22 protein-coding genes are annotated in these 21,322 nt (G+C 61.3%); 20 read left to right on the forward strand and 2 right to left on the reverse strand.

Going from position 1 to position 21,322, the window contains the following annotated elements; all coding sequences use genetic code 11:
- Positions 1–178: 178 nt before the first annotated feature.
- Positions 179–3,370 carry a ribonuclease E gene (gene rne, locus J4E63_RS16350; protein WP_404943336.1) on the reverse strand — a complete coding sequence of 1,064 codons (3,192 nt, stop codon included), beginning with the start codon at positions 3,368–3,370 and terminating at the stop codon, positions 179–181.
- A gap of 699 nt (positions 3,371–4,069) precedes the next feature.
- Here rne and rluC point away from each other — a divergent pair.
- The 3 genes from rluC to J4E63_RS16365 are packed head-to-tail and all read left to right on the forward strand — an operon-like array spanning position 4,070 to position 6,688.
- Complete coding sequence (gene rluC / locus J4E63_RS16355) at positions 4,070–5,026, forward strand: 23S rRNA pseudouridine(955/2504/2580) synthase RluC (protein ID WP_060743156.1); 957 nt, start codon at positions 4,070–4,072, stop codon at positions 5,024–5,026.
- On the forward strand, positions 5,016–5,678 hold the full coding sequence (locus J4E63_RS16360) for an HAD-IA family hydrolase (protein WP_192261662.1): 663 nt from the start codon (positions 5,016–5,018) through the stop codon (positions 5,676–5,678). Before rluC ends, J4E63_RS16360 begins: the two co-directional genes overlap by 11 nt.
- 20 nt (positions 5,679–5,698) lie before the next feature.
- Complete coding sequence (locus J4E63_RS16365) at positions 5,699–6,688, forward strand: S49 family peptidase (protein ID WP_207282672.1); 990 nt, start codon at positions 5,699–5,701, stop codon at positions 6,686–6,688.
- Between the two features lie 148 nt (positions 6,689–6,836).
- On the opposite strand, the gene J4E63_RS16370 is transcribed toward J4E63_RS16365, so the two are convergent.
- Entirely contained in the window at positions 6,837–7,415 is a 579-nt protein-coding gene (locus J4E63_RS16370) for a nucleoside triphosphate pyrophosphatase (protein WP_207282673.1), read from the reverse strand.
- 105 nt (positions 7,416–7,520) lie between these two features.
- Between J4E63_RS16370 and J4E63_RS16375 the strand changes: the two genes are divergently transcribed.
- From J4E63_RS16375 to J4E63_RS16455, 17 genes are all read left to right on the forward strand, one after another.
- Entirely contained in the window at positions 7,521–8,048 is a 528-nt protein-coding gene (locus tag J4E63_RS16375; protein ID WP_003204262.1) for a YceD family protein, read from the forward strand.
- 13 nt (positions 8,049–8,061) lie between these two features.
- Entirely contained in the window at positions 8,062–8,244 is a 183-nt protein-coding gene (gene rpmF, locus J4E63_RS16380; protein ID WP_003179396.1) for a 50S ribosomal protein L32, read from the forward strand.
- Positions 8,245–8,248: 4 nt separating this feature from the next.
- The gene (gene plsX / locus J4E63_RS16385) at positions 8,249–9,259 is read left to right on the forward strand and encodes a phosphate acyltransferase PlsX (protein WP_072406324.1); all 1,011 of its coding nucleotides are present in this window, start codon (positions 8,249–8,251) and stop codon (positions 9,257–9,259) included.
- Between the two features lie 123 nt (positions 9,260–9,382).
- Positions 9,383–10,321, forward strand: a complete 939-nt coding sequence (gene fabD / locus J4E63_RS16390) for an ACP S-malonyltransferase (protein WP_060741230.1) — start codon at positions 9,383–9,385, stop codon at positions 10,319–10,321.
- A 15-nt stretch (positions 10,322–10,336) separates the two neighbouring features.
- Positions 10,337–11,080 carry a 3-oxoacyl-ACP reductase FabG gene (gene fabG, locus J4E63_RS16395; RefSeq protein ID WP_092255814.1) on the forward strand — a complete coding sequence of 248 codons (744 nt, stop codon included), beginning with the start codon at positions 10,337–10,339 and terminating at the stop codon, positions 11,078–11,080.
- Between the two features lie 191 nt (positions 11,081–11,271).
- A complete protein-coding gene (gene acpP, locus J4E63_RS16400; protein WP_003175607.1) occupies positions 11,272–11,508 on the forward strand; it encodes an acyl carrier protein in 237 nt (78 codons plus the stop codon).
- Between the two features lie 108 nt (positions 11,509–11,616).
- A complete protein-coding gene (gene fabF, locus J4E63_RS16405) occupies positions 11,617–12,861 on the forward strand; it encodes a beta-ketoacyl-ACP synthase II (protein ID WP_060741232.1) in 1,245 nt (414 codons plus the stop codon).
- The gene (gene pabC / locus J4E63_RS16410; RefSeq protein ID WP_207282674.1) at positions 12,861–13,676 is read left to right on the forward strand and encodes an aminodeoxychorismate lyase; all 816 of its coding nucleotides are present in this window, start codon (positions 12,861–12,863) and stop codon (positions 13,674–13,676) included. Before fabF ends, pabC begins: the two co-directional genes overlap by 1 nt.
- A 3-nt stretch (positions 13,677–13,679) precedes the next feature.
- Positions 13,680–14,828 (forward strand): endolytic transglycosylase MltG, encoded by a 1,149-nt coding sequence (mltG, locus tag J4E63_RS16415; protein WP_207282675.1) that lies wholly within the window; start codon positions 13,680–13,682, stop codon positions 14,826–14,828.
- Positions 14,829–14,848: 20 nt separating this feature from the next.
- A complete protein-coding gene (tmk, locus tag J4E63_RS16420) occupies positions 14,849–15,481 on the forward strand; it encodes a dTMP kinase (RefSeq protein WP_207282676.1) in 633 nt (210 codons plus the stop codon).
- Positions 15,474–16,460 (forward strand): DNA polymerase III subunit delta', encoded by a 987-nt coding sequence (locus J4E63_RS16425; protein WP_092168519.1) that lies wholly within the window; start codon positions 15,474–15,476, stop codon positions 16,458–16,460. The genes tmk and J4E63_RS16425 overlap by 8 nt, the downstream gene beginning before the upstream one ends.
- Before the next feature lie 49 nt (positions 16,461–16,509).
- Entirely contained in the window at positions 16,510–16,866 is a 357-nt protein-coding gene (locus J4E63_RS16430; protein ID WP_092201924.1) for a PilZ domain-containing protein, read from the forward strand.
- An 11-nt stretch (positions 16,867–16,877) separates the two neighbouring features.
- Positions 16,878–17,672: a TatD family hydrolase gene (locus J4E63_RS16435; protein ID WP_207282677.1), complete on the forward strand. Its 795-nt coding sequence runs from the start codon at positions 16,878–16,880 to the stop codon at positions 17,670–17,672.
- Positions 17,673–18,056: 384 nt separating this feature from the next.
- The gene (locus J4E63_RS16440) at positions 18,057–18,695 is read left to right on the forward strand and encodes a TetR/AcrR family transcriptional regulator (protein ID WP_060741238.1); all 639 of its coding nucleotides are present in this window, start codon (positions 18,057–18,059) and stop codon (positions 18,693–18,695) included.
- A gap of 156 nt (positions 18,696–18,851) precedes the next feature.
- On the forward strand, positions 18,852–19,820 hold the full coding sequence (locus J4E63_RS16445) for a GTP 3',8-cyclase MoaA (protein WP_060741239.1): 969 nt from the start codon (positions 18,852–18,854) through the stop codon (positions 19,818–19,820).
- 70 nt (positions 19,821–19,890) lie between these two features.
- Positions 19,891–20,496 carry a DUF4823 domain-containing protein gene (locus tag J4E63_RS16450; protein ID WP_060741240.1) on the forward strand — a complete coding sequence of 202 codons (606 nt, stop codon included), beginning with the start codon at positions 19,891–19,893 and terminating at the stop codon, positions 20,494–20,496.
- A gap of 15 nt (positions 20,497–20,511) precedes the next feature.
- A complete protein-coding gene (locus tag J4E63_RS16455) occupies positions 20,512–21,072 on the forward strand; it encodes a DUF1285 domain-containing protein (protein WP_060741241.1) in 561 nt (186 codons plus the stop codon).
- Positions 21,073–21,322 lie beyond the last annotated feature (250 nt).

The following is a 21,322-nucleotide window of genomic DNA, read 5'->3' on the forward strand; positions in this document are numbered from 1 at the left end:
TCTGACTTCAGCATTGATGCAAGCTGACCCGGCGCTATCGCGAGCAAGCTCGCTCCCACATTGGATCTTCAGTGGGCATAAGTCTTGTGCCTGGTCCCAGTCCCCTGTGGATAACTCTGAAGGCATAAAAAAGCCCCGCCTGGGGTTACCAGGCGGGGCTTTTTACTGGGCGGTGGAATCAGGCGTGAGGTTTAGGCTCGTGCTCTTTTTCCAGGGCTTCAGTGTGACGCGGCGCGACTTCTTCAGCGGTGTGCTGAGGCTCGTCGAACGTCGGAGCCGATTCAACCGGGGTTTCAGCGGCCGGGGCAGGGGCTGCCTCGGCGACTTCTTCCACGACTGGCGCAGGCTCGGCAGCAGGCGCTTGAGCGGCGGCAACGGCAGCTTGCTCGGCTTCCTTCTGCTGACGCTCGGCTTCACGCTTGCGACGACGCACTTCACGTGGATCGTTCGGGGCACGGCCATTCGCGGTCAGGGCGCTGGCAGGTGCAGGCTCTTCCACCGGGGCAGGGGCTTCGGCAACCACCGGCGCCTCGACCACTGGAGCAGGCTCGACCACTTCTGGCTCGACCGCTTTCACGGGCTCTGGTGCCGGCTCAGGCTCGGCAACAGGTGCCGGTGCGGCTGGCTCGGCGGTCCAGTTGAACGCAGTCTGCTCTTCGCGGACAGGCTCTGGTGCCTTTTCCTCGGCCGGTGCTTCGACGACCGCTTCGGCAGCAACGACTGGAGCCTCGACGATCGGTACTGGCTCGGCGACGACTTCAGCTTGAGGCTGGGCGTCAGGGGCCGGTGCGAGTTCCACTTCTGGCGAGGCGGTGGCTTCTACCGGGGTAGTGGCTTCGACCACGGGCGCTTCAACCGGCGCGCTTTCCACCGCAGCGGTGGCACGTTCGGCTTGTTCGTGAGCCTGGGCTTCAGCCGGGGCGCTGATCGCGCTGCTGGCAACGGCCGCAGTCACGGCCAGGCCGGCGGCCAGGTCCGCGGCGCTTGGTGCTTCGGCGTTCTCGGTGGATTCGGACTCTTCCGAACCTTCGATCACGTTGCCGTTGGCGTCGCGCTGACGTTCACGACGGTTGCTGCGACGACGCTGGCCACGGGAGCGGCGGCGTGGACGATCGCCTTCGGCGGTGTCCTGGCCATCTTCCTGCAACTGCTCTTCGGCGTTCAGCACTTCTTCTTCGCTGGCAGCGGCGGCTGCCTGCTCGGCGCGTGGCTGGCGTTCTTCACGTGGAGGACGCGGTGCGCGTTCTTCACGAGGCTGGCGGGCTGGACGCTCTTCAGCGGTGGCGGCAGCCACAGCCGGGGCGGCATCCAGTGGCTCGCGCAGTTCACGAACACGTTCTTCACGCTCGCCACGTGGCTTGCGGTCTTCACGCGGTGCGCGTGGCTGGCGTTCTTCACGGGGCGGACGCGGTGCGCGTTCTTCGCGGGCTACGGCTGGCGCTTCCTCACGGGCTTCGCGCGGCTGGCGTTCTTCACGCGGTTCACGTGGCGCACGTTCTTCACGCGGTGCACGTTCTTCGCGAGGCTTGCGCTCTTCATCGCGACGACCGTTGCGGTTGCGGGTCTGCTGGCGACCGTTGCGGCGTTCTTCGTTGCGGGCAGGACGCTCGGTAGCGGCAGGCTTGGCGACGACGGCCGGGGTAGCGGGTTCTTCCTTGGTGGCGAACAGGCTGACCAGCGACTTCACCAGGCCTTTGAACAGGCTTGGTTCGGGAGCTGCGACCGGGGCGGCAACCGGAGCGGCCACTTCGGTCGGAACCGGAGCGTTGGCGCGGGCCGGAGCAGTCTTGACCGCGGCTTCCTGGCGAACCAGGGTGCGAGTGGCGGCGGCCGGCTGGACTTCTTCCACTTCGGCGGCGGCAGCAGCGATTTCGTAGCTGGACTGGTTGGTGTGGGCTTCCGGGCTGTCATCGCGCAGGCGCTGCACTTCGAAGTGCGGCGTCTCGAGGTGATCGTTCGGCAGGATGACGATGCGGGCGCGGGTGCGCAGTTCGATCTTGGTGATCGAGTTGCGTTTTTCGTTGAGCAGGAACGCAGCCACCGGGATCGGCACCTGGGCGCGAACTTCGGCGGTGCGGTCTTTCAGGGCTTCTTCTTCGATCAGGCGCAGGATCGCCAGGGACAGCGACTCGACGTCACGGATGATGCCGGTGCCGTTGCAGCGTGGGCAAACGATGCCGCTGCTTTCGCCCAGGGACGGACGCAGGCGCTGACGGGACATTTCCAGCAGGCCGAAGCGCGAGATGCGACCGACCTGTACGCGGGCGCGGTCGGCTTCCAGGCATTCACGGACCTTTTCTTCCACGGCGCGCTGGTTCTTGGCCGGGGTCATGTCGATGAAGTCGATGACGATCAGGCCGCCGATGTCGCGCAGGCGCAACTGACGGGCGATTTCCTCGGCGGCTTCAAGGTTGGTCTGCAGGGCGGTTTCTTCGATGTCGCTGCCTTTGGTGGCGCGGGCCGAGTTGATGTCGATGGACACCAGGGCTTCGGTCGGGTCGATGACGATGGAGCCGCCGGACGGCAGTTCGACGACGCGCTGGAAGGCGGTCTCGATCTGGCTTTCGATCTGGAAACGGTTGAACAGCGGAACGCTGTCTTCGTAGAGCTTGATCTTGCTGGCGTACTGCGGCATCACCTGGCGAATGAAGGTCAGGGCTTCGTCCTGGGCTTCGACGCTGTCGATCAGCACTTCGCCGATGTCCTGGCGCAGGTAATCGCGGATGGCGCGGATGATCACGTTGCTTTCCTGGTAGATCAGGAACGGCGCGGAACGATCCAGCGAGGCTTCTTTGATGGCGGTCCACAGTTGCAGCAGGTAGTCGAGGTCCCACTGCATTTCTTCGCTGCTGCGGCCCAGGCCGGCAGTGCGCACGATCAGGCCCATGTCGGCTGGCGCGACCAGGCCGTTGAGGGCTTCACGCAGTTCGTTGCGCTCTTCGCCTTCGATGCGGCGGGAGATGCCGCCGGCACGCGGGTTGTTCGGCATCAGGACCAGGTAACGACCGGCCAGGCTGATGAAGGTGGTCAGGGCGGCGCCCTTGTTGCCACGTTCTTCTTTTTCGACCTGGACGATGACTTCCTGGCCTTCGCTCAGGACGTCCTTGATGTTGACGCGGCCTTCAGGGGCCTTCTTGAAGTATTCGCGGGAGATTTCTTTGAGGGGCAGGAAGCCGTGGCGCTCGGAGCCGAAATCGACAAAGGCAGCCTCAAGGCTTGGTTCGATGCGAGTAATCCGGCCTTTATAGATGTTGGCCTTCTTCTGCTCGCGTGCACCGGATTCGATATCCAGGTCGTAGAGGCGCTGGCCGTCTACCAGTGCAACACGCAACTCTTCGGGTTGAGTTGCGTTAATCAACATTCTTTTCATGTAGTACCGTCGGTTTCCGGGCTGCCGGAAACGGCGTTCGGCACACACGACTTCTCACGGTCGGTGTCAGGTGCGTCCTGGAAATGGCGAGGCCATTCCAGTGTCCAGCGAGTTCGGCCCAATGATGGCGAAGTCGCGACGGACGCGTCCTGCTTGCTGGTACTCAAGCACTCAGTCAGGAGGAGGAATCAACCGGCGTCTGTGGACGAGATGAAGCGTCTGAATATAAGCCTAGTGCTACACAGTCCGACGGTTGTACGTCTCCACCCTACACGTATCCCTGATAATTCGGGTGCTGCCGCGCGCAGAATCCGCAGCGGGTTGGCATTTACCGTGAGCTCCGGAAGGGGAGGTCACGCATCATGGCTAATTTAGGCGTTGTTTCCGAAGCTCTCGCTCGGGGTCGTTCGCAGCTGACTGCACTTTGTGAACTGGCCGTGAATGTGGCGCGCAAGGCGAGTCAAAACTCTGCTTTGCGGCGTATTTCAGGCCTCATGTCACCTGCGCTCGTTACACCTGAAAACTCTACCGTTACGTAGCGAAAGCCCCGTAGGACGGCCTCTCGTCCTCGTGAATTGCGTTGGTCAGGGCCGGTTTTTGACCGCTGGTCCACTGTCCAGCCACTTTTGGCGGCGTTCGCGACTATAGCAGCAATGATTAAGTGCTTCAATTCCATAAAAAATTGTTATGATCGCCGCCATGACAACTACTGCCCCTTCGACCCCTGGCGTTCAACTGCTCGAGGTCTCGCCGGAATATGCCGGCCAACGAATCGATAATTTCCTGCTGGCCCGGCTCAAAGGCGTGCCCAAGACCTTGATCTACCGCATTTTGCGCAAAGGCGAAGTGCGGGTGAACAAGGGGCGGATCAAGCCCGAATACAAGCTCCAGGCCGGTGACATCGTGCGCGTGCCGCCGGTTCGCGTGCCCGAGCGCGATGAGCCGGTGCCCTTGGCCCAGGGATTGTTGCAACGCCTTGAAGCCTCGATCGTCTACGAAGACAAGGCCCTGATCGTGATCAACAAGCCCGCGGGCATTGCGGTTCACGGCGGCAGCGGCCTGAATTTCGGGGTGATCGAAGCCTTTCGTCAGTTGCGTCCGGACGCCAAGGAACTGGAGCTGGTCCATCGCCTCGACCGCGACACCTCCGGCCTGCTGATGATCGCCAAGAAACGCAGCATGTTGCGCCACCTGCACGAGCAGTTGCGTGGCGACGGCGTCGACAAGCGCTACATGGCGCTGGTGCGTGGCCGCTGGGAAACCTCCATCAAGCAAGTTCGTGCGCCGCTGCTCAAGAGCAACCTGCGTTCCGGCGAGCGCATGGTCGAAGTCAACGAGGAGGGCAAGGAGGCGCTGACGGTGTTCAAGGTCTTGCGCCGTTTCGACGACTTCGCCACCTTGGTCGAGGCCAAGCCGGTGACCGGGCGCACGCACCAGATCCGCGTCCATACCCTGCACGCCGGCCACTGCATCGCCGGTGACAGCAAATACGGCGATGACGATTTCACCAAGGAAATCCGCGACCTGGGCGGCAAGCGCCTGTTTCTCCACGCCTATATGCTCACCGTGCCGTTGCCCGATGGTGGCGAGCTGAAATTGCAGGCCCCGGTGGATGACATGTGGGCCAAGACCGTGGAGCGGCTGAGTGCATCCTGATTACAAATTGCTGATATTCGATTGGGACGGCACTCTTGCCAATTCCATCGGTCGGATCGTGGAGTCGATGCATGTCGCATCGGATCGCTCGGGTTTCGCCCGGTGCGACGACTTTGCGGTGAAGGGCATCATCGGCTTGGGGTTGCCGGAAGCGATTCGCAGTTTGTACCCGGAGATCGACGACGATGAGCTGGTGGTTTTTCGCCAGCACTATGCCGATCACTACATTGCGCTGGAGGCCGAGCCTTCGCCGTTGTTCGAGGGCGTGGTTCATACCCTTGAAACCTTGAAGGGCGAGGGTTATCGCTTGGCGGTCGCGACCGGCAAGGCTCGTCGTGGGTTGGATCGGGTATTGAAGGCCCATGGTTGGGACGATTATTTCGATATCACCCGTGCCGCCGATGAGACGGCCAGCAAGCCGCATCCGCTGATGCTCGAGCAGATACTGGCTCATTGTGGGGTGCTGCCTGCGCAGGCGTTGATGGTGGGGGATTCCTCGTTCGACCTGCAGATGGCGCGCAATGCCGGCATGGGTTCGGTGGCCGTCAGCTACGGTGCGCAGTCCATCGAGGCACTCAAGGCGTTCGAGCCGCGGCTGGCGATTGACCATTTTCCTGAATTGCACGCCTGGCTGAGCCAGCGCGCCGATTAAAGTCTGTTGAGGATGCATGTATGACCGATGAATGGAAGGCACCGGCCAAGGCGAGCGCTGACAACGGTGACGAAAAAAGCTGGAAGCTGCTGGAAAAGACCCTGTTGGCCGGGGTGGAGGAGCAGCGTCGTGCGCGGCGCTGGGGGATCTTCTTCAAGTGCCTGGTCTTCATTTATCTGTTTTTCGGCTTGGCGTTGATCTTCCAGGCGGTTGATGGCAAGAAGAGTCCGGGAGGTGGTTCGGCCTACACGGCGGTCATCGACATCGAAGGCATGATTGCCGACAAAGAGGCGGCCAGTGCGGACAATATTATCGGCAGCCTGCGGGCCGCGTTCGAAGATTCGAAGGTCAAGGGCGTGGTGCTGCGCATCAACAGTCCGGGTGGCAGCCCGGTGCAGGCCGGCTACGTCTATGACGAAATCGTCCGCTTGCGCGCGGCGCATCCGGATATCAAGGTCTACGCGGTGATTTCCGACCTTGGTGCCTCGGGTGCCTATTACATCGCCAGTGCGGCGGACCAGATCTATGCCGACAAGGCCAGTCTGGTGGGCTCCATTGGCGTGACGGCGGCGGGTTATGGCTTCGTCGAGACACTGGGCAAGCTTGGGGTGGAGCGCCGGGTCTATACCGCCGGCGAGCACAAATCCTTCCTTGATCCGTTCCAGCCGCAAAAGCCTGAGGAAACGGCGTTCTGGCAGGGCGTGCTCGACACTACCCATAAGCAGTTCATCGCCAGCGTCAAGAAGGGGCGTGGCGAGCGCCTGAAAGACAAGGAGCATCCGGAACTCTTCTCCGGGCTGGTCTGGTCGGGCGAGCAGGCGTTGCCGCTGGGCTTGATCGATGGCTTGGGCAGCGCCAGTTCGGTGGCTCGGGACGTGATTGGCGAGAAGGAACTGGTGGATTTCACCATTGAGGAGTCGCCGCTCGACCGTTTCTCGAAAAAACTGGGCGCCAGCATCGCCGAGCGTCTGGCGATGTGGATGGGGTTCCAGGGGCCGACGTTGCGCTGATTGCCAGCGCTGCTCTGAAAGATCGTACCGATCCTTGTGGCGAGGGAGCTTGCTCCCGCTGGGCTGCGCAGCAGTCCCGTTTGTTGCAGTCGCTTCGCAACCGAGCGGGAGCAAGCTCCCTCGTCACACAGGTATGCAGACCCAGGCCTCAGGGGATTTGCACGCCCTCGGCCAGCAACATGTCCACCAGGCGAATCAGCGGCAGCCCGACCAGGCTGGTGGCGTCCGGTCCTTCGGTGCTCTGGAACAGGCTTACACCCAGCCCCTCGGCCTTGAAGCTGCCGGCGCAATCGTAGGGTTGCTCGGCGCGCAGGTAGCGTTCGACGCGCTCTGGATCCAGGGTGCGCATATTGACTGTAAATGCAACGCAATCGACCTGGCAGGCGTCTGTCTGGCTGTTGAGCAGCGCCAGGCCGGTCAAGAACGTGACCTTGGCGCCGCTGGCAGCCAACAGCTGTTCACGCGCGTTCTCGAAGGTGTGAGGCTTGCCCAGGATGCGCTCGCCGAGCACGGCGACCTGGTCTGAGCCGATGATCAGGTGCCCTGGATAGCTTTGGGCCAATGCCAGGGCTTTTTCCCGGGCCAGGCGTTTGACCAGTTCGAGGGCGGGTTCGCCGGGCCGATGGCTTTCGTCGATATCGGGTGAGTGGCAGACGAACGGCAGTCCCAGGCGGGCGAGCAATTCCCGGCGATAGACCGAGCTTGAGGCAAGTAATAAAGGCAGCATGGGCATCTCCAGGAGTCGGGGACGAATTCTAGCGAGGCACGCAAGTGACGGACAGGGCTGAATTTCCTTTGACATGGCCGGGGGCATCCCTATAATGCTGCGCCTATGTTGAATGACCCGATTCCACCTCACGTTGACCCGCGCAAATTGGCTGACCGTGGCACCACCCTTCAAGGTGAACTGCTGCTGGCCGATTTGAAGAGACTCTGCGACCCGCTTTCCGACGATGTCGGTACGGTCCAGGCCAAATTCGTTTTTGAACGAGATGAACGTAAATCTGTGGTTATCCACAGCTTTATCGACACTGAAGTCAAAATGGTTTGCCAGCGTTGTCTTGAGCTGGTCACCCTGCCGATCCACAGCGAATGCAGTTACGCCGTGGTGAAGGAGGGTGCGAATACCCAGTCGTTGCCGAAAGGTTATGACGTGCTGGAACTGGGCGAAGATCCATTGGATCTGCAGTCACTGATCGAGGAGGAGCTTCTGCTCGCCTTGCCCATTGTGCCTGCTCATCATCCGGAAGAATGCCAGCAGCCGGCGGGAGCAGATGAGCCCGAACCGAGCGAGGACGAGGTAACGCGGTCCAACCCGTTCAGTGTATTGGCGCAGTTAAAGCGTGACCCAAACGTTTAGGAGTTAATCAATTATGGCTGTTCAGCAGAACAAAAAATCCCGCTCTGCCCGTGACATGCGCCGTTCGCACGACGCTCTCGAGGCTAGCACCCTGTCCGTAGAAAAGACCACCGGTGAAGTTCACCTGCGTCACCACGTATCGCCAGAAGGCGTATACCGTGGCCGTAAAGTGATCGACAAGGGCGCCGACGAGTAATCACTTGTCCGCTCAAGTCATCGCGATTGACGCAATGGGCGGGGACTTCGGTCCCCGCAGCATTGTTCAGGCCAGCCTTGCTTGTCTGAATGCTACACCCTCGCTGCACCTGACCCTCGTCGGTCAATCCCCCCTCCTGGAAGACATGCTCAGCGGCCAATCGGCTGTGGATCGCGCGCGCCTGACGATTGTCCCGGCGTCCGAAATCATCACCATGGACGAAAAGCCGGCCCAGGCCCTGCGCGGCAAGCCTGACGCCTCGATGCGGGTGGCCCTTGAGCTGCTGCGTGATGGCAAGGTCCAGGCTTGTGTCAGCGCGGGCAATACCGGTGCGCTGATGGCGCTGTCACGCTATGTGCTCAAGACCCTGCCGGGTATCGACCGGCCCGCGATGGTGGCGGCGATCCCGACCCAGCGTGGCTTCTGTCAGTTGCTCGACCTGGGGGCGAACGTCGATTGCAGTGCCGAGCATCTGCTGCAGTTTGCGGTGATGGGCTCGGTCGCGGCTGAAACCCTGGGCATCGTGCGTCCTCGCGTGGCGTTGCTGAACATCGGCACCGAAGACATCAAGGGCAACCAGCAGGTCAAGCTGGCGGCCACGTTGTTGCAGGCGGCGCGGGGCATCAACTACATCGGTTTCGTCGAAGGCGATGGTCTGTACCGTGGCGAGGCCGATGTGGTGGTCTGTGACGGTTTCGTGGGCAATATCCTGCTCAAGTCCAGCGAGGGGCTGGCAACCATGATCGGCCAGCGCATCGAGACCTTGTTCAGGCAAAGCCTCGCTTCGCGGGTGGTCGGCGCCCTGGCGCTGCCGTTGATGCGTCGCTTGCAGGCGGACCTGGCGCCAGCGCGGCACAACGGTGCGAGTTTCCTCGGGTTGCAAGGTATCGTGATCAAGAGTCACGGGTCGGCGGGCGTGCAGGGTTTCCAGAGTGCGATCAATCGAGCGGTGATCGAGATCCAGGAGAACCTGCCGGAGCGCTTGCACGGTCGCCTCGAGGATTTGTTAACTTAGGCGTTTTCGTCCGACAATGCTTAAATGTGACCGGTCGGTTCAACCCGCCATCCAACTTTCAGTTTGCTAGCGCCCCCAGGGGCGTCAATTTTTGACGACAAGATCATTAGGGGCTTTGTTTTCATGTCTGCTTCCCTCGCATTCGTCTTTCCAGGGCAGGGCTCGCAGTCCCTCGGCATGCTGGCCGAGCTGGGCGCGCAATACCCGCTGATCCTCGAAACATTCAAAGAAGCTTCCGATGCGCTCGGCTATGACTTGTGGGCACTGACCCAGCAAGGGCCGGAAGAACGGCTCAATCAAACCGATAAAACCCAGCCGGCCATCCTCACCGCCTCGATCGCCTTGTGGCGCCTGTGGCTGGCTGAAGGTGGCGCGCGCCCGGCATTCGTCGCCGGTCACAGCCTGGGCGAATACAGCGCCCTCGTGGCCGCTGGCAGCCTGAGCCTGGGCGCCGCGGTGAAACTGGTGGAGCGTCGTGGCCAGTTGATGCAGGAAGCCGTTCCGGCCGGGCAGGGCGGCATGGCCGCGATCCTCGGCCTGGAAGACGCCGATGTACTGGCGGCCTGTGCCGAGGCGGCGCAAGGCGAAGTGGTCAGCGCGGTGAACTTCAATTCCCCGGGCCAGGTGGTCATCGCCGGTGCCAAGGCGGCTGTCGAGCGTGCCATCGAGGGCTGCAAGGCCCGTGGTGCCAAGCGCGCCATGCCACTGCCGGTCAGCGTGCCGTCGCACTGTGAGCTGATGCGTCCGGCCGCCGAGCGCTTTGCCGAGTCCATCGCTGCCATCGACTGGCAGGCCCCGCAGATTCCCGTGGTGCAGAATGTCAGCGCCAACGTGGCGCCTGATCTCGAGACCTTGAAGCGCGATCTGCTGGAACAACTCTACAAGCCGGTTCGCTGGGTCGAATCGGTGCAGACCCTGGCAGCCAAGGGCGCGACCGAACTGGTCGAGTGCGGTCCTGGCAAAGTGCTGGCAGGCCTGAACAAACGCTGCGCCGAAGGCGTATCGACTTCCAACCTCAATACCCCAGATGCCTTCGCTGCCGCCCGTGCAGCGCAGGCCTGAACAGGAGAAACTTGCATGAGTCTGCAAGGTAAAGTTGCACTGGTGACCGGTGCAAGCCGTGGCATCGGCCAGGCCATCGCCCTGGAGCTGGGTCGTCAAGGCGCCATCGTCATCGGCACCGCGACTTCCGCTTCGGGCGCCGAGCGTATCGCCGCGACCCTGAAGGAAAACGACATCCAGGGCACCGGCCTCGAGCTGAACGTCACCAGCGACGAATCCGTTGCGGCGGTGCTGGCAAGCATTCAGGAGCAGTTCGGCGCGCCGGCGATCCTGGTCAATAATGCCGGTATCACCCGCGATAACCTGATGATGCGCATGAAAGATGACGAATGGTTCGACGTCGTCGACACCAACCTGAACAGCCTGTTCCGGCTGTCCAAGGGCGTTCTGCGTGGCATGACCAAGGCTCGCTGGGGTCGAATTATCAGTATTGGCTCGGTTGTGGGTGCCATGGGCAACGCAGGCCAAGTAAACTATGCTGCGGCTAAAGCCGGTCTGGAAGGTTTCAGCCGTGCGCTGGCGCGTGAAGTGGGTTCGCGCTCGATTACGGTAAACTCGGTTGCACCGGGTTTCATCGACACCGACATGACCCGTGAACTGCCGGAAGCACAGCGCGAAGCCTTGTTGACACAGATTCCGCTGGGTCGTCTGGGGCAAGCTCAAGAAATCGCGTCCGTGGTCGCTTTTCTTGCGTCGGACGGTGCGGCATACGTGACCGGGGCTACAATCCCGGTGAACGGCGGGATGTACATGAGTTAAATGTGACGGATTGCTTCAAAAAAATGTCATACGAGCTGTCTAAAATCCGTTATAAAGCTGCAATCAATTTATAGACGGCGGGCCGCAGGGTTTGAGGAGTGAAGCTTTCGGTTGAAAAACCGAAAAGTTCTTCTATACACTTACCCACCGGCCAGCTGCCTGAATTTGTCCATTAGGAGTGAAAACAAGGTATGAGCACCATCGAAGAGCGCGTCAAGAAAATCGTTGCCGAGCAACTGGGCGTTAAAGAAGAAGAAGTTGTGAACACCGCTTCCTTCGTAGAAGACCTGGGTGCCGACTCCCTTGACACCGTTGAGCTGGTGATGGCTCTGGAAGAGGAATTCGAGACCGAGATTCCTGACGAAGAAGCTGAGAAGATCACTACTGTACAAGCTGCTATCGACTACGTTACCAGCCACCAGGCGTAATCGTATTCAGTCGTCGCTAGCTGTCATGGAAAAACCGCACTGCCGTCACGGCGTGCGGTTTTTTCTTTAGGCCTGATGCAAAGTCGTCATTAGAAAAAGGAGAGTGCTGTGTCGCGTAGACGCGTCGTAGTCACCGGTATGGGTATGTTGTCGCCACTGGGCACGGATGTGCCGAGCAGTTGGCAGGGCATTCTGGCTGGCCGCAGTGGCATTGGTCTGATCGAACACACCGACCTTTCTGCCTATTCCACCCGTTTTGGCGGCTCGGTAAAGGGCTTCAATGTCGAGGAATACCTGTCGGTCAAGGAAGCCCGCAAGCTCGACCTGTTCATTCAGTACGGCCTGGCAGCCGGTTTCCAGGCCGTGCGTAACGCTGGCCTGGAAGTCACCGACGCCAACCGTGAACGCATCGGCGTGGCCATGGGTTCGGGTATTGGCGGCTTGACCAATATCGAAGAAACCAGCCGCACGCTGCACGATTCGGGACCGCGACGGATTTCTCCGTTCTTCGTGCCGGGCTCGATCATCAACATGATTTCCGGTTTCCTGTCCATCCACCTGGGTGCCCAGGGACCCAACTACGCCATCGCCACGGCGTGCACCACCGGTACCCACTGCATCGGCATGGCCGCGCGCAACATCATGTACGACGAAGCCGACGTGATGATCGCCGGTGGCGCTGAAATGGCCGCTTGCGGTCTTGGCATGGGCGGTTTCGGCGCGTCCCGTGCGCTGTCGACCCGCAACGACGAGCCCGCCCGCGCGAGCCGGCCATGGGACAAGGGCCGTGATGGCTTCGTACTGTCCGACGGTGCCGGTGCGCTGGTGCTCGAGGAGCTGGAACACGCCAAGGCGCGTGGCGCGACCATCTACGCCGAACTGATCGGCTTCGGCACCAGTGGCGATGCGTACCACATGACCTCGCCACCGGCCGATGGCGCCGGTGCGGCCCGTTGCATCGCCAATGCCTTGCGTGACGCGAAAATCAACGGCGAGCAGGTGCAGTACATCAACGCCCACGGTACTTCCACACCGGCCGGCGACCTGGCCGAAGCCCAGGCGATCAAGACCGTGTTCGGCGAGCACGCCTACAAGCTGGCGGTCAGTTCGACCAAGTCCATGACCGGTCACCTGCTGGGTGCAGCTGGGGCGGTGGAAGCGATCTTCAGCGTACTGGCGATCAACAGCCAGACGGCGCCGCCGACCATCAACCTCGATGAGCCGGACGACGGCTGCGACCTGGACTTCGTGCCGCACACTGCCCGCAGCATGGACATCGATGTGGTGCTGTCCAACTCCTTCGGCTTTGGCGGGACCAACGGTTCGCTGGTGTTCCGCCGGTTCGCCGGTTGATGGAAAGCTGGGTCGACGGTCAGTCAGCCGACGTCCTGTCGCTGAAAGATCGCGGCCTGGCTTACGGGGATGGGTTGTTCGAGACCATCGCCGTGCGCGGTGGCAACCTGCTGTTGCTGGAGCGTCACCTGCAGCGCCTGGAAGCAGGTTGCCAGCGGTTGGCGCTCAACGTCGACATGAGCGCGTTGAGCGCAGAGCTGGACGCCTACGCCCGCGGCCTGGGTGACGGCGTGCTGAAGTTGATCGTGACCCGTGGCGACAGCCTGCGCGGTTATGCCGCTGATCCCTCGACGCCGGCCAGGCGCATCCTGCAAGGCAGTCCGCCGGCCGCCTATCCCGCCGTCCATGGCGACCAAGGCATTCTTCTGTTTCCCTGCACCGTGCGTTTGTCCGAGCAGCCCTTGCTCGCCGGGCTCAAGCACCTCAATCGCCTGGAGCAAGTGCTGGCCCGTGCCGAATGGCGAGATACGCAGTACGCTGAAGGCTTGATGCTGGACGCGTCCGGACGGGTGATCGAAGGTGTGTTCAGCAACCTGTTCCTGGTGCGCGATGGCGTCTTGTTCACGGCGGACCTGAGCCGTTGCGGTGTGGCCGGCGTGATGCGCGCCGAATTATTGTTTCAAGCCAAGTCCCAAGGCATCGTCACGCAAATCACCGACATCAGCCTCGAACAACTGCACCAGGCCGATGAAGTCTTCGTCTGTAATAGCGTTTATGGCGTGTGGCCAGTGCGCGGATGCGGTTCGGCGCGCTGGTCGGTTGGCCCGCTCACCCGTAAACTGCAGACCCTTGCCCGTGCGCTATTGGATGTTTGATTCGTGAGACGTAAATTCTTGCTGCTGCTGGAGACCGGACTGGTCCTGGCAGGGCTGTTGTTGGGTGCTTCGGCCTGGAAGATTCATTCGGCGCTGCAACAGCCGCTGAACATCACCCAGGAAGAATTGCTGGACGTGCCCAACGGGACCACCCCGACCGGAACCCTCAAGCGCCTCGAAGCCGATGGCTTGATCAGGGACGCTTTCTGGCTGCGGATCTATTGGCGCTTCAATCTCGCCGACCAGCCGTTACACTCCGGCGAGTACCGTATGGTGCCAGGCATGACCATGGAGGGCCTGATCGCCGTCTGGAAGCGCGGCGAAGTGGTGCAATACAGCGTGACGCTGGTGGAAGGCTGGAATTTCCGCCAGGTGCGCGCCGCGCTGGCCAAGGATGAAAAGCTCCAGCAGACCCTCACCGACCTGAGCGACAGCCAGGTCATGGACCGTCTCGGTCATTCGGGCGTATTTCCCGAGGGTCGGTTCTTCCCGGACACCTATCGCTTCGTGCGTGGTACCTCGGATGTCGACCTGCTGAAGAAAGCCTACGACCGCTTGGAAGACGTGCTCGCCAAAGAGTGGGCACAGCGTTCCGCCGATGTGCCTTACACCTTGCCGTACCAGGCGCTGATCATGGCGTCCCTGGTGGAGAAGGAAACCGGCGTGCCCCAGGAACGCGGGCAGATTGCCGGCGTCTTCGTACGGCGCATGCGCCTGGGTATGCTGCTGCAGACCGATCCCACGGTGATCTACGGCCTGGGCGAGCGTTACACCGGCAAACTCACCCGCGCCCATTTGAAAGAAGAAAACCCCTATAACACCTACCTGATCCCGGGCTTGCCGCCGACGCCGATCGCGATGGTGGGGCGTGAAGCGATTCACGCCGCGTTGAACCCGGCGCCGGGCAACAGCCTTTACTTTGTCGCGCGTGGCGATGGCAGCCACGTGTTTTCCGATGACCTGGAGTCGCATAACAACGCCGTGCGCGAGTTCCAGCTCAAGCGCCGTGCCGACTACCGCTCCAGCCCGGCCCCGGCAACGCCGGGCGAGCAGGCGCCGATTCCGGCGGCATCGCCCGACACGGCACCCGAAGCGGTACCCCAGGTGCCGGCCCCCGAACCGGACGCCAGCGAGCCACCGAGCCCGCAATGACTTTGATTAAGGATCGCCCCGTGACTGGCTTGTTTATAACGCTGGAAGGCCCGGAAGGCGCCGGCAAGAGCACCAACCGCGAATACCTGGCCGAATGCCTGCGGGCCGCCGGCATCGAGGTGGTATTGACCCGTGAGCCGGGCGGCACGCCGCTGGCCGAGCGCATTCGCGAGGTTCTGCTGGCCCCCCTTGAAGAGGTCATGAACCCTGACACTGAGCTGCTGCTGGTGTTCGCTGCCCGGGCGCAGCATCTGGCCGAGGTGATTCGCCCGGCGCTGGCCCGTGGCGCCGTGGTGCTCTGCGATCGTTTTACCGATTCGACCTACGCCTACCAGGGCGGCGGCCGGGGCTTGTCCGTGGAGCGCATCGCCGCGCTGGAAACCTTCGTCCAGGGTGACCTGCGACCGGACCTTACCCTGGTGTTCGACTTGCCAGTGGAAATTGGCCTGGCCCGCGCCAGCGCCCGTGGCCGGCTGGATCGTTTCGAGCTCGAGGGCCAGGATTTCTTCAATGCCGTGCGCAACGCCTTCCTGAGGCGCGCGAAGGCCGATCCGGCGCGTTACCTGCTGATCGATGCCGCGCAGCCGCTGACCCAGGTCCAGCAATCCCTGGATGGCTTGCTGCCACGTTTGCTGGAGCGTGTCCGTGGCTGAAGCCTATCCCTGGCAAGACGGTCTCTGGCAGCAACTGGCTGGTCGTGCCCAGCATGCCCACGCCTATCTGCTGCACGGCCCGGTCGGCATCGGCAAGCGGGCACTGGCCGAGCGCCTGATGGCCAGCCTGCTGTGCCTGCGGCCGGGTGCTTCGAACGCCTGTGGTGAATGCAAGTCCTGCCTGCTGCTCAAGGCCGGCAGCCATCCCGACAATTACGTGTTGGAACCGGAAGAGGCGGACAAGGCGATCAAGGTCGACCAGGTCCGGGACCTGGTCAGCTTCGTGGTTCAGACCTCGCAGATGGGCGGGCGCAAAGTGGTGCTGATCGAGCCGGTCGAGTCGATGAACATCAACGCCGCCAACGCCTTGCTCAAGAGCCTCGAAGAACCCTCCGGCGATACCGTGTTGCTGCTGGTCAGCCACCAGCCGAGTCGCTTGTTGCCGACCATCAAGAGTCGCTGCGTGCAACAGGCCTGTCCGTTGCCGAGCGAAGCGATGAGCTTGCAATGGCTGGCCCAGGCCTTGCCTGACAACACCGATGAAGAACGTATCGAGTTGCTGACCCTCGCGGCCGGTTCGCCCCTGGCGGCTGTCAGCCTTCAGGCCCAAGGCGTGCGTGAACAGCGAGCCCTGGTGGTGGATGGGGTGAAGAAACTGCTCAAGCAGCAGCAATCCCCCACGCAACTGGCCGAGGGTTGGAACGCCATCCCGCTACTCCTGCTGTTTGACTGGTTCTGCGACTGGTCGAGCCTGATCCTGCGTTACCAGTTGACCGAAGATGAGGCGGGCCTGGGGCTGGCGGACATGCGCAAGGTGATCCAGTACCTGGCGCAAAAAAGCAGCCAGGATAAAATCTTGAACATCCAGGACTGGATCCTTGCCCAACGGCAGAAGGTGCTGAGCAAGGCGAACCTCAATCGGGTGCTGTTGCTCGAGGCGCTGCTGGTGCAGTGGGCGAGTTTGCCTGGTCGAAACTGACAGACACGGCCCAGCTACTAAACTCAGCTCAACCGCAGCGGAGATCAGCATGAACGAACCTGTCAGTCCCGGCCCACGCAACGGCATCCTGTCCCTGACCATCAAGGACAAGTCGGTGCTTTACGCCGCCTACATGCCCTTCATCAAGAACGGCGGCCTGTTCATTCCGACCAACAAGAATTATCGCTTGGGCGACGAAGTGTTCATGCTCTTGAGCCTGATGGACGAGGCGGAGAAAATTCCGGTCGCCGGCAAGGTGATCTGGCTGACCCCCAAGGGCGCCCAGGGCAATCGGGCAGCCGGCGTAGGCGTGCAGTTCAACGACGGCGACAATTCGGCCCGCAATCAGATCGAAACCCACTTGGCCGGCTCCCTGAAGTCCGACCGTCCCACCCATACGATGTAGCCTGGCCTTTTATGCTTGTAGACTCCCATTGTCACCTTGACCGTCTCGACCTCGCTGCCCATGGCGGCTCCCTGGATGCTGCGCTGGACGCGGCCCGTGGCCGGGGTGTGGGGCACTTCCTGTGCATCGGCGTCAGCGCCGACAACGCCGCCGACGTCAAGGCCTTGGCCGAACGTTATGCCGATGTCGACTGTTCAGTCGGTATCCACCCACTGGATGTCCAGCCCGACGCCGCGCCGGCGCTCGATTGGCTGTTGCGTGAGCTCGATCATCCGCGGGTGGTCGCCATTGGCGAAACCGGCCTGGACTATCACTACGAGCCAGAAGCCGCCGACGTGCAGCAAGCCTCGTTCCGGCTGCACCTGGAAGCCGCCCGGCAGACCGGCAAGCCGGTGATCATCCACACCCGTGGCGCCCGGGCCGACACCCTGGCCCTGCTGCGTGACGCCGCGCTGCCCCAGGCCGGTGTGCTGCATTGCTTCACCGAAGACTGGGACATGGCCAAGACGGCCCTGGACATGGGCTATTACATTTCCTTGTCCGGGATTGTCACGTTCCGCAATGCCGATGCCTTGCGCGACGTTGCGAGCAAAGTGCCGGCTGATCGGCTGTTGGTGGAAACCGACTCGCCTTACCTGGCGCCGATTCCGTATCGCGGCAAGCCGAACCTTCCGCAATACGTACGGGAAGTGGCGGAATTTCTGGCGATGTTGCGCGGTGAGTCCTACGAACGGTTTGCCGAGCAGACGACGGAAAACTTTAAGCAATTGTTTCCGCTGGCTCACGTCCGTTCGGTGGATGCCTGAATTTGATGCAAAAAAAACCCGGGTTCTGGGGGGTGAATCCGGGTTAAGACCATTAGGAGTAAAACAAAGGCACGCGGTCCGTTGGTACCTTTATCAGCGCGTCACTTGGGGGAGATGTCGCGCCGACAGTTCAAGTATTGATCAGTATGCCAACGCGTCCAGTCGGGCCGGGGCGGTTTTTAAACAAATTTGGAATACGCTCGCTTCGGATAAGTTCTCACTGTCGACAAAGCTCGCCAGTGCGGCGCATTGGCCCGGGAAACGGCGAGCCGGGTGTGTACGGTTTTGTGAAGAACAGTGGCCGAGAACGGATGATCCGTGCATTTTTGCGTAAGTTAGGCATAATACCCGGCTTCGAATTTTGACCCTTCAGACCTTTTTCTTATGCACAAAGAACCCCGTAAGGTCCGTGAGTTTCGCCGCCGCGAGCAGGAAATTCTCGACACCGCGCTCAAGTTGTTCCTCGACCAGGGTGAAGACAGTGTCACCGTCGAGATGATTGCGGATGCCGTGGGTATCGGCAAAGGCACGATTTATAAACATTTCAAATCCAAGGCGGAGATCTACCTGCGCCTGATGCTCGACTACGAGCGCGATTTGAACGAGCTGTTGCATTCGGCCGATGTGGACAAGGACAAGGAGGCCCTGTCCCGGGCCTACTTCGAGTTCCGCATGCGCGACCCGCAGCGCTACCGCTTGTTCGACCGTCTGGAAGAGAAGGTGGTCAAGGGCAACCAGGTGCCGGAGATGGTCGAGGAACTGCACAAGATCCGCGCCTCGAACTTCGAACGCCTGACCCTGCTGATCAAGGGCCGGATCAGCGAGGGCAAGCTCGAGGACGTGCCGCCTTATTTCCACTATTGCGCTGCCTGGGCGTTGGTGCATGGCGCGGTGGCGCTGTATCACTCGCCGTTCTGGAGCAACGTGCTGGAAGACCAGGAAGGTTTCTTCCAGTTCCTGATGGACATCGGCGTGCGCATGGGCAACAAGCGCAAGCGCGACACCGACGTCCCGAGCAACTGACTGGCCGCAAGGCAACAAGACATTCAGCTGCCTTATTGCGCCATGTCCGCTTACATGGCGCAGTGCCCCAGTAATATACTCAGGCTTGGGTCTTGCGAAATCTTGATTTTCAGGTCAATTATCGCGAGTCCGATTTTTCTTGTGCCGGAGTGATTCATGATCGTTGACCGTCAAGGCAGGCGTTTCCGTAATTTGCGGATCAGCCTGACCTCAGCCTGCAATTACGCCTGTACCTATTGCGTGCCTGATGGCAAGCGGTTGGTGGCTGCGCAGGATGAACTGTCGGCCGACGCCATGGCACGCGGCGTGGCCTATTTGATCGAGGCCGCCGGTATCGAGCGGCTGCGCATCACGGGCGGCGAGCCGCTGGTCAGCCCCAAGCTCGAGCGTTTCATGACGGCTGTAGGGCAGATGGGCCTGGAAGACATCAGCCTGACCACCAATGGCCAGTTGCTGGCGAAAAAACTGCCTTTGCTGGTGGACGCCGGTATTCGTCGCATCAACGTTTCCCTCGACACCCTGGACCCCGTTGCGTTTCGCAGCATCGCCCGTGGCGGCGACCTGGCGACCGTGCTCGACGGCATGGAACAGGCTCGGGCGGCCGGGTTGAAGATCAAGGTCAACATGGTGCCGTTGCGCGGACAGAACCTGGACCAAGTGATGCCGTTGCTCGAATACTGCCTGGAACGTGGTTATGAGTTGCGTTTCATCGAGTTGATGCGCATGGGCCACCTGGCCAGCGACTCCAACGCCTTCCTGCAGCAGTTCGTCAGCCTCCAGCAACTGCTCAGCCTGATCGGCGATCAGTACGAATACCTGCAAGCCGACGCGCCGGTGGATGCCACGGCGGTGCGCTATGAAATCCCGGGGCTGGGGCATTTCGGCGTGATCGCCAATGAAAGCGTGCCTTTCTGCCGGACCTGCTCGCGCCTGCGGCTGTCCTCTACGGGGTGGTTGCATGGCTGCCTGTCCTCCAGTAACCGTCACTTTGTCGGCGATCTTCTGGACAAGCCGCGTCACCAGGCGTTGCCCGCTCTTCAGCGATTACTGGTCAAAGCCTTGGGAGATAAGCAGGAAGTGGCGTTCTCCGGCGGCGCAACCATCATGAAGATCATCGGCGGCTGACCGAGCTGGCGCAAAAGCTGCATCCACTGGCCATTCGCCGGTTTTCCGACACCGGTTTCTGGAGGGTAGGATGCGTAGTCTGGTTTTGCTGCTGGCCGTTTTGGTGCTTGGCGGTTGCATGAATGTCAGCGACATGGGAGAGGGCGTTCGTTATCACATGAGCGACGCCGGCCTGCTGGACCATAGCGACAGCCGTCGTGTGAACAACCTGCGTATTCAGCCTGACTCGTTCATCTACATCGCCCAGGGCGCCTTCGCTCCGCCGGGCAGTGCCTATCCGCGTCCCAACGTGGTGGCCGAAGAAGCCTTCAATGGTTTCATCGAATATTTCCCCATGGTCCGTCGCGCCCGTGTTCCCGAAGGCCTCGACCAGGCCATGGGCGAAGCCCGTTCCGCCGGTGCCCATTACCTGTTGTACACCCGCTTCGCCAAGGCCGATAACCGCATCGGCAACACCGACGAATGGCAGGATGAAGAGGCCGTGGATCGCCTCGGTGTCGATACCAGCGTGATTCAAATCATGTTGATCGAGACCAGTACCCAGTATTTGATTGATACTGCACGGATCAAGAGTCGTGGCGGTTTACTGACGTTGCACGACAAACAGCCCCAGGACCTCATCGCCACGCCGTTGCGTGAGTATGCCCGCAGCCTGCTGGGGATGAGCGACGAGTAATCACAAGGAGTCACCATGAGCGGACCGCAAAAAGCCAATGACTTGCTGGGGCAGATCCCCAAGACCAAAGGCCTGCCGCCGGTCCACTTGTGGAACCCGGATTTCTGCGGCGACATTGACATGCGCATCGCCCGGGACGGTACCTGGTACTACTTGGGCACGCCCATCGGGCGAAAACCGATGGTCAAGCTGTTCTCCACCATCATCCGCCGCGACGGCGATGATTACTTCCTGATTACCCCTGTGGAAAAAGTCGGCATCAAGGTCGATGACGCGCCATTCGTGGCCGTGACCCTCGAAGTTGAAGGGCAGGGGGAAGGGCAGTTGTTGCGCTTCACCACCAATGTCGAGGAAACCACTGAGGCTGGCGCCGAGCACCCGTTGCGGGTGGTGATCGATCCCCAGACCCAGGAACCGGCGCCGTATGTGCATGTGCGCAGCAATCTCGAAGCGCTGGTCCATCGCAATGTGTTCTACCAACTGGTGGAGCTGGCGGTCAGTCGCGAGATCGACGGGCAGCGCTGGTTGGGCGTGTGGAGTGGTGGCGTGTTCTTCCCGATAGGCCTGGAACCCTGAGCCCTTGTGGGAGCGATGGTTGATCCAATATCTGTGTTGACTGGACGTCCGCTATCGCGAGCAAGCTCGCTCCCACAGTGAATTTGGGGTGCCTGCAATATTTGTGTACGCCACCAGACCCTGTGGGAGCGAGCTTGCTCGCGAAGGCGTCGGCACATCCAGCATCTTCTTGACTGACCCACCGCTTTCGCGAGCAGGCCCGCTCCCACAGTGGCCAAGTGAAATTCGAATTGACACCCAATCATATGAT

This window comes from Pseudomonas sp. FW300-N2F2 (assembly GCF_017351655.1).
GTDB classification, from domain to species: Bacteria; Pseudomonadota; Gammaproteobacteria; order Pseudomonadales; family Pseudomonadaceae; genus Aquipseudomonas; species Aquipseudomonas fluorescens_AA.

Bases quoted from the DNA above. Each gene is read 5' to 3' on its own strand.
- rne (WP_404943336.1), bottom strand. From the start codon at position 3,370: ATGAAAAGAATGTTGATTAACGCAACTCAACCCGAAGAGTTGCGTGTT.
- rluC (WP_060743156.1), top strand. From the start codon at position 4,070: ATGACAACTACTGCCCCTTCGACCCCTGGCGTTCAACTGCTCGAGGTC.
- J4E63_RS16365 (WP_207282672.1), top strand. From the start codon at position 5,699: ATGACCGATGAATGGAAGGCACCGGCCAAGGCGAGCGCTGACAACGGT.
- J4E63_RS16370 (WP_207282673.1), bottom strand. From the start codon at position 7,415: ATGCTGCCTTTATTACTTGCCTCAAGCTCGGTCTATCGCCGGGAATTG.
- J4E63_RS16375 (WP_003204262.1), top strand. From the start codon at position 7,521: ATGTTGAATGACCCGATTCCACCTCACGTTGACCCGCGCAAATTGGCT.
- rpmF (WP_003179396.1), top strand. From the start codon at position 8,062: ATGGCTGTTCAGCAGAACAAAAAATCCCGCTCTGCCCGTGACATGCGC.
- fabD (WP_060741230.1), top strand. From the start codon at position 9,383: ATGTCTGCTTCCCTCGCATTCGTCTTTCCAGGGCAGGGCTCGCAGTCC.
- fabG (WP_092255814.1), top strand. From the start codon at position 10,337: ATGAGTCTGCAAGGTAAAGTTGCACTGGTGACCGGTGCAAGCCGTGGC.
- acpP (WP_003175607.1), top strand. From the start codon at position 11,272: ATGAGCACCATCGAAGAGCGCGTCAAGAAAATCGTTGCCGAGCAACTG.
- pabC (WP_207282674.1), top strand. From the start codon at position 12,861: ATGGAAAGCTGGGTCGACGGTCAGTCAGCCGACGTCCTGTCGCTGAAA.
- J4E63_RS16430 (WP_092201924.1), top strand. From the start codon at position 16,510: ATGAACGAACCTGTCAGTCCCGGCCCACGCAACGGCATCCTGTCCCTG.
- J4E63_RS16435 (WP_207282677.1), top strand. From the start codon at position 16,878: ATGCTTGTAGACTCCCATTGTCACCTTGACCGTCTCGACCTCGCTGCC.
- J4E63_RS16440 (WP_060741238.1), top strand. From the start codon at position 18,057: ATGCACAAAGAACCCCGTAAGGTCCGTGAGTTTCGCCGCCGCGAGCAG.
- J4E63_RS16445 (WP_060741239.1), top strand. From the start codon at position 18,852: ATGATCGTTGACCGTCAAGGCAGGCGTTTCCGTAATTTGCGGATCAGC.
- J4E63_RS16450 (WP_060741240.1), top strand. From the start codon at position 19,891: ATGCGTAGTCTGGTTTTGCTGCTGGCCGTTTTGGTGCTTGGCGGTTGC.
- J4E63_RS16455 (WP_060741241.1), top strand. From the start codon at position 20,512: ATGAGCGGACCGCAAAAAGCCAATGACTTGCTGGGGCAGATCCCCAAG.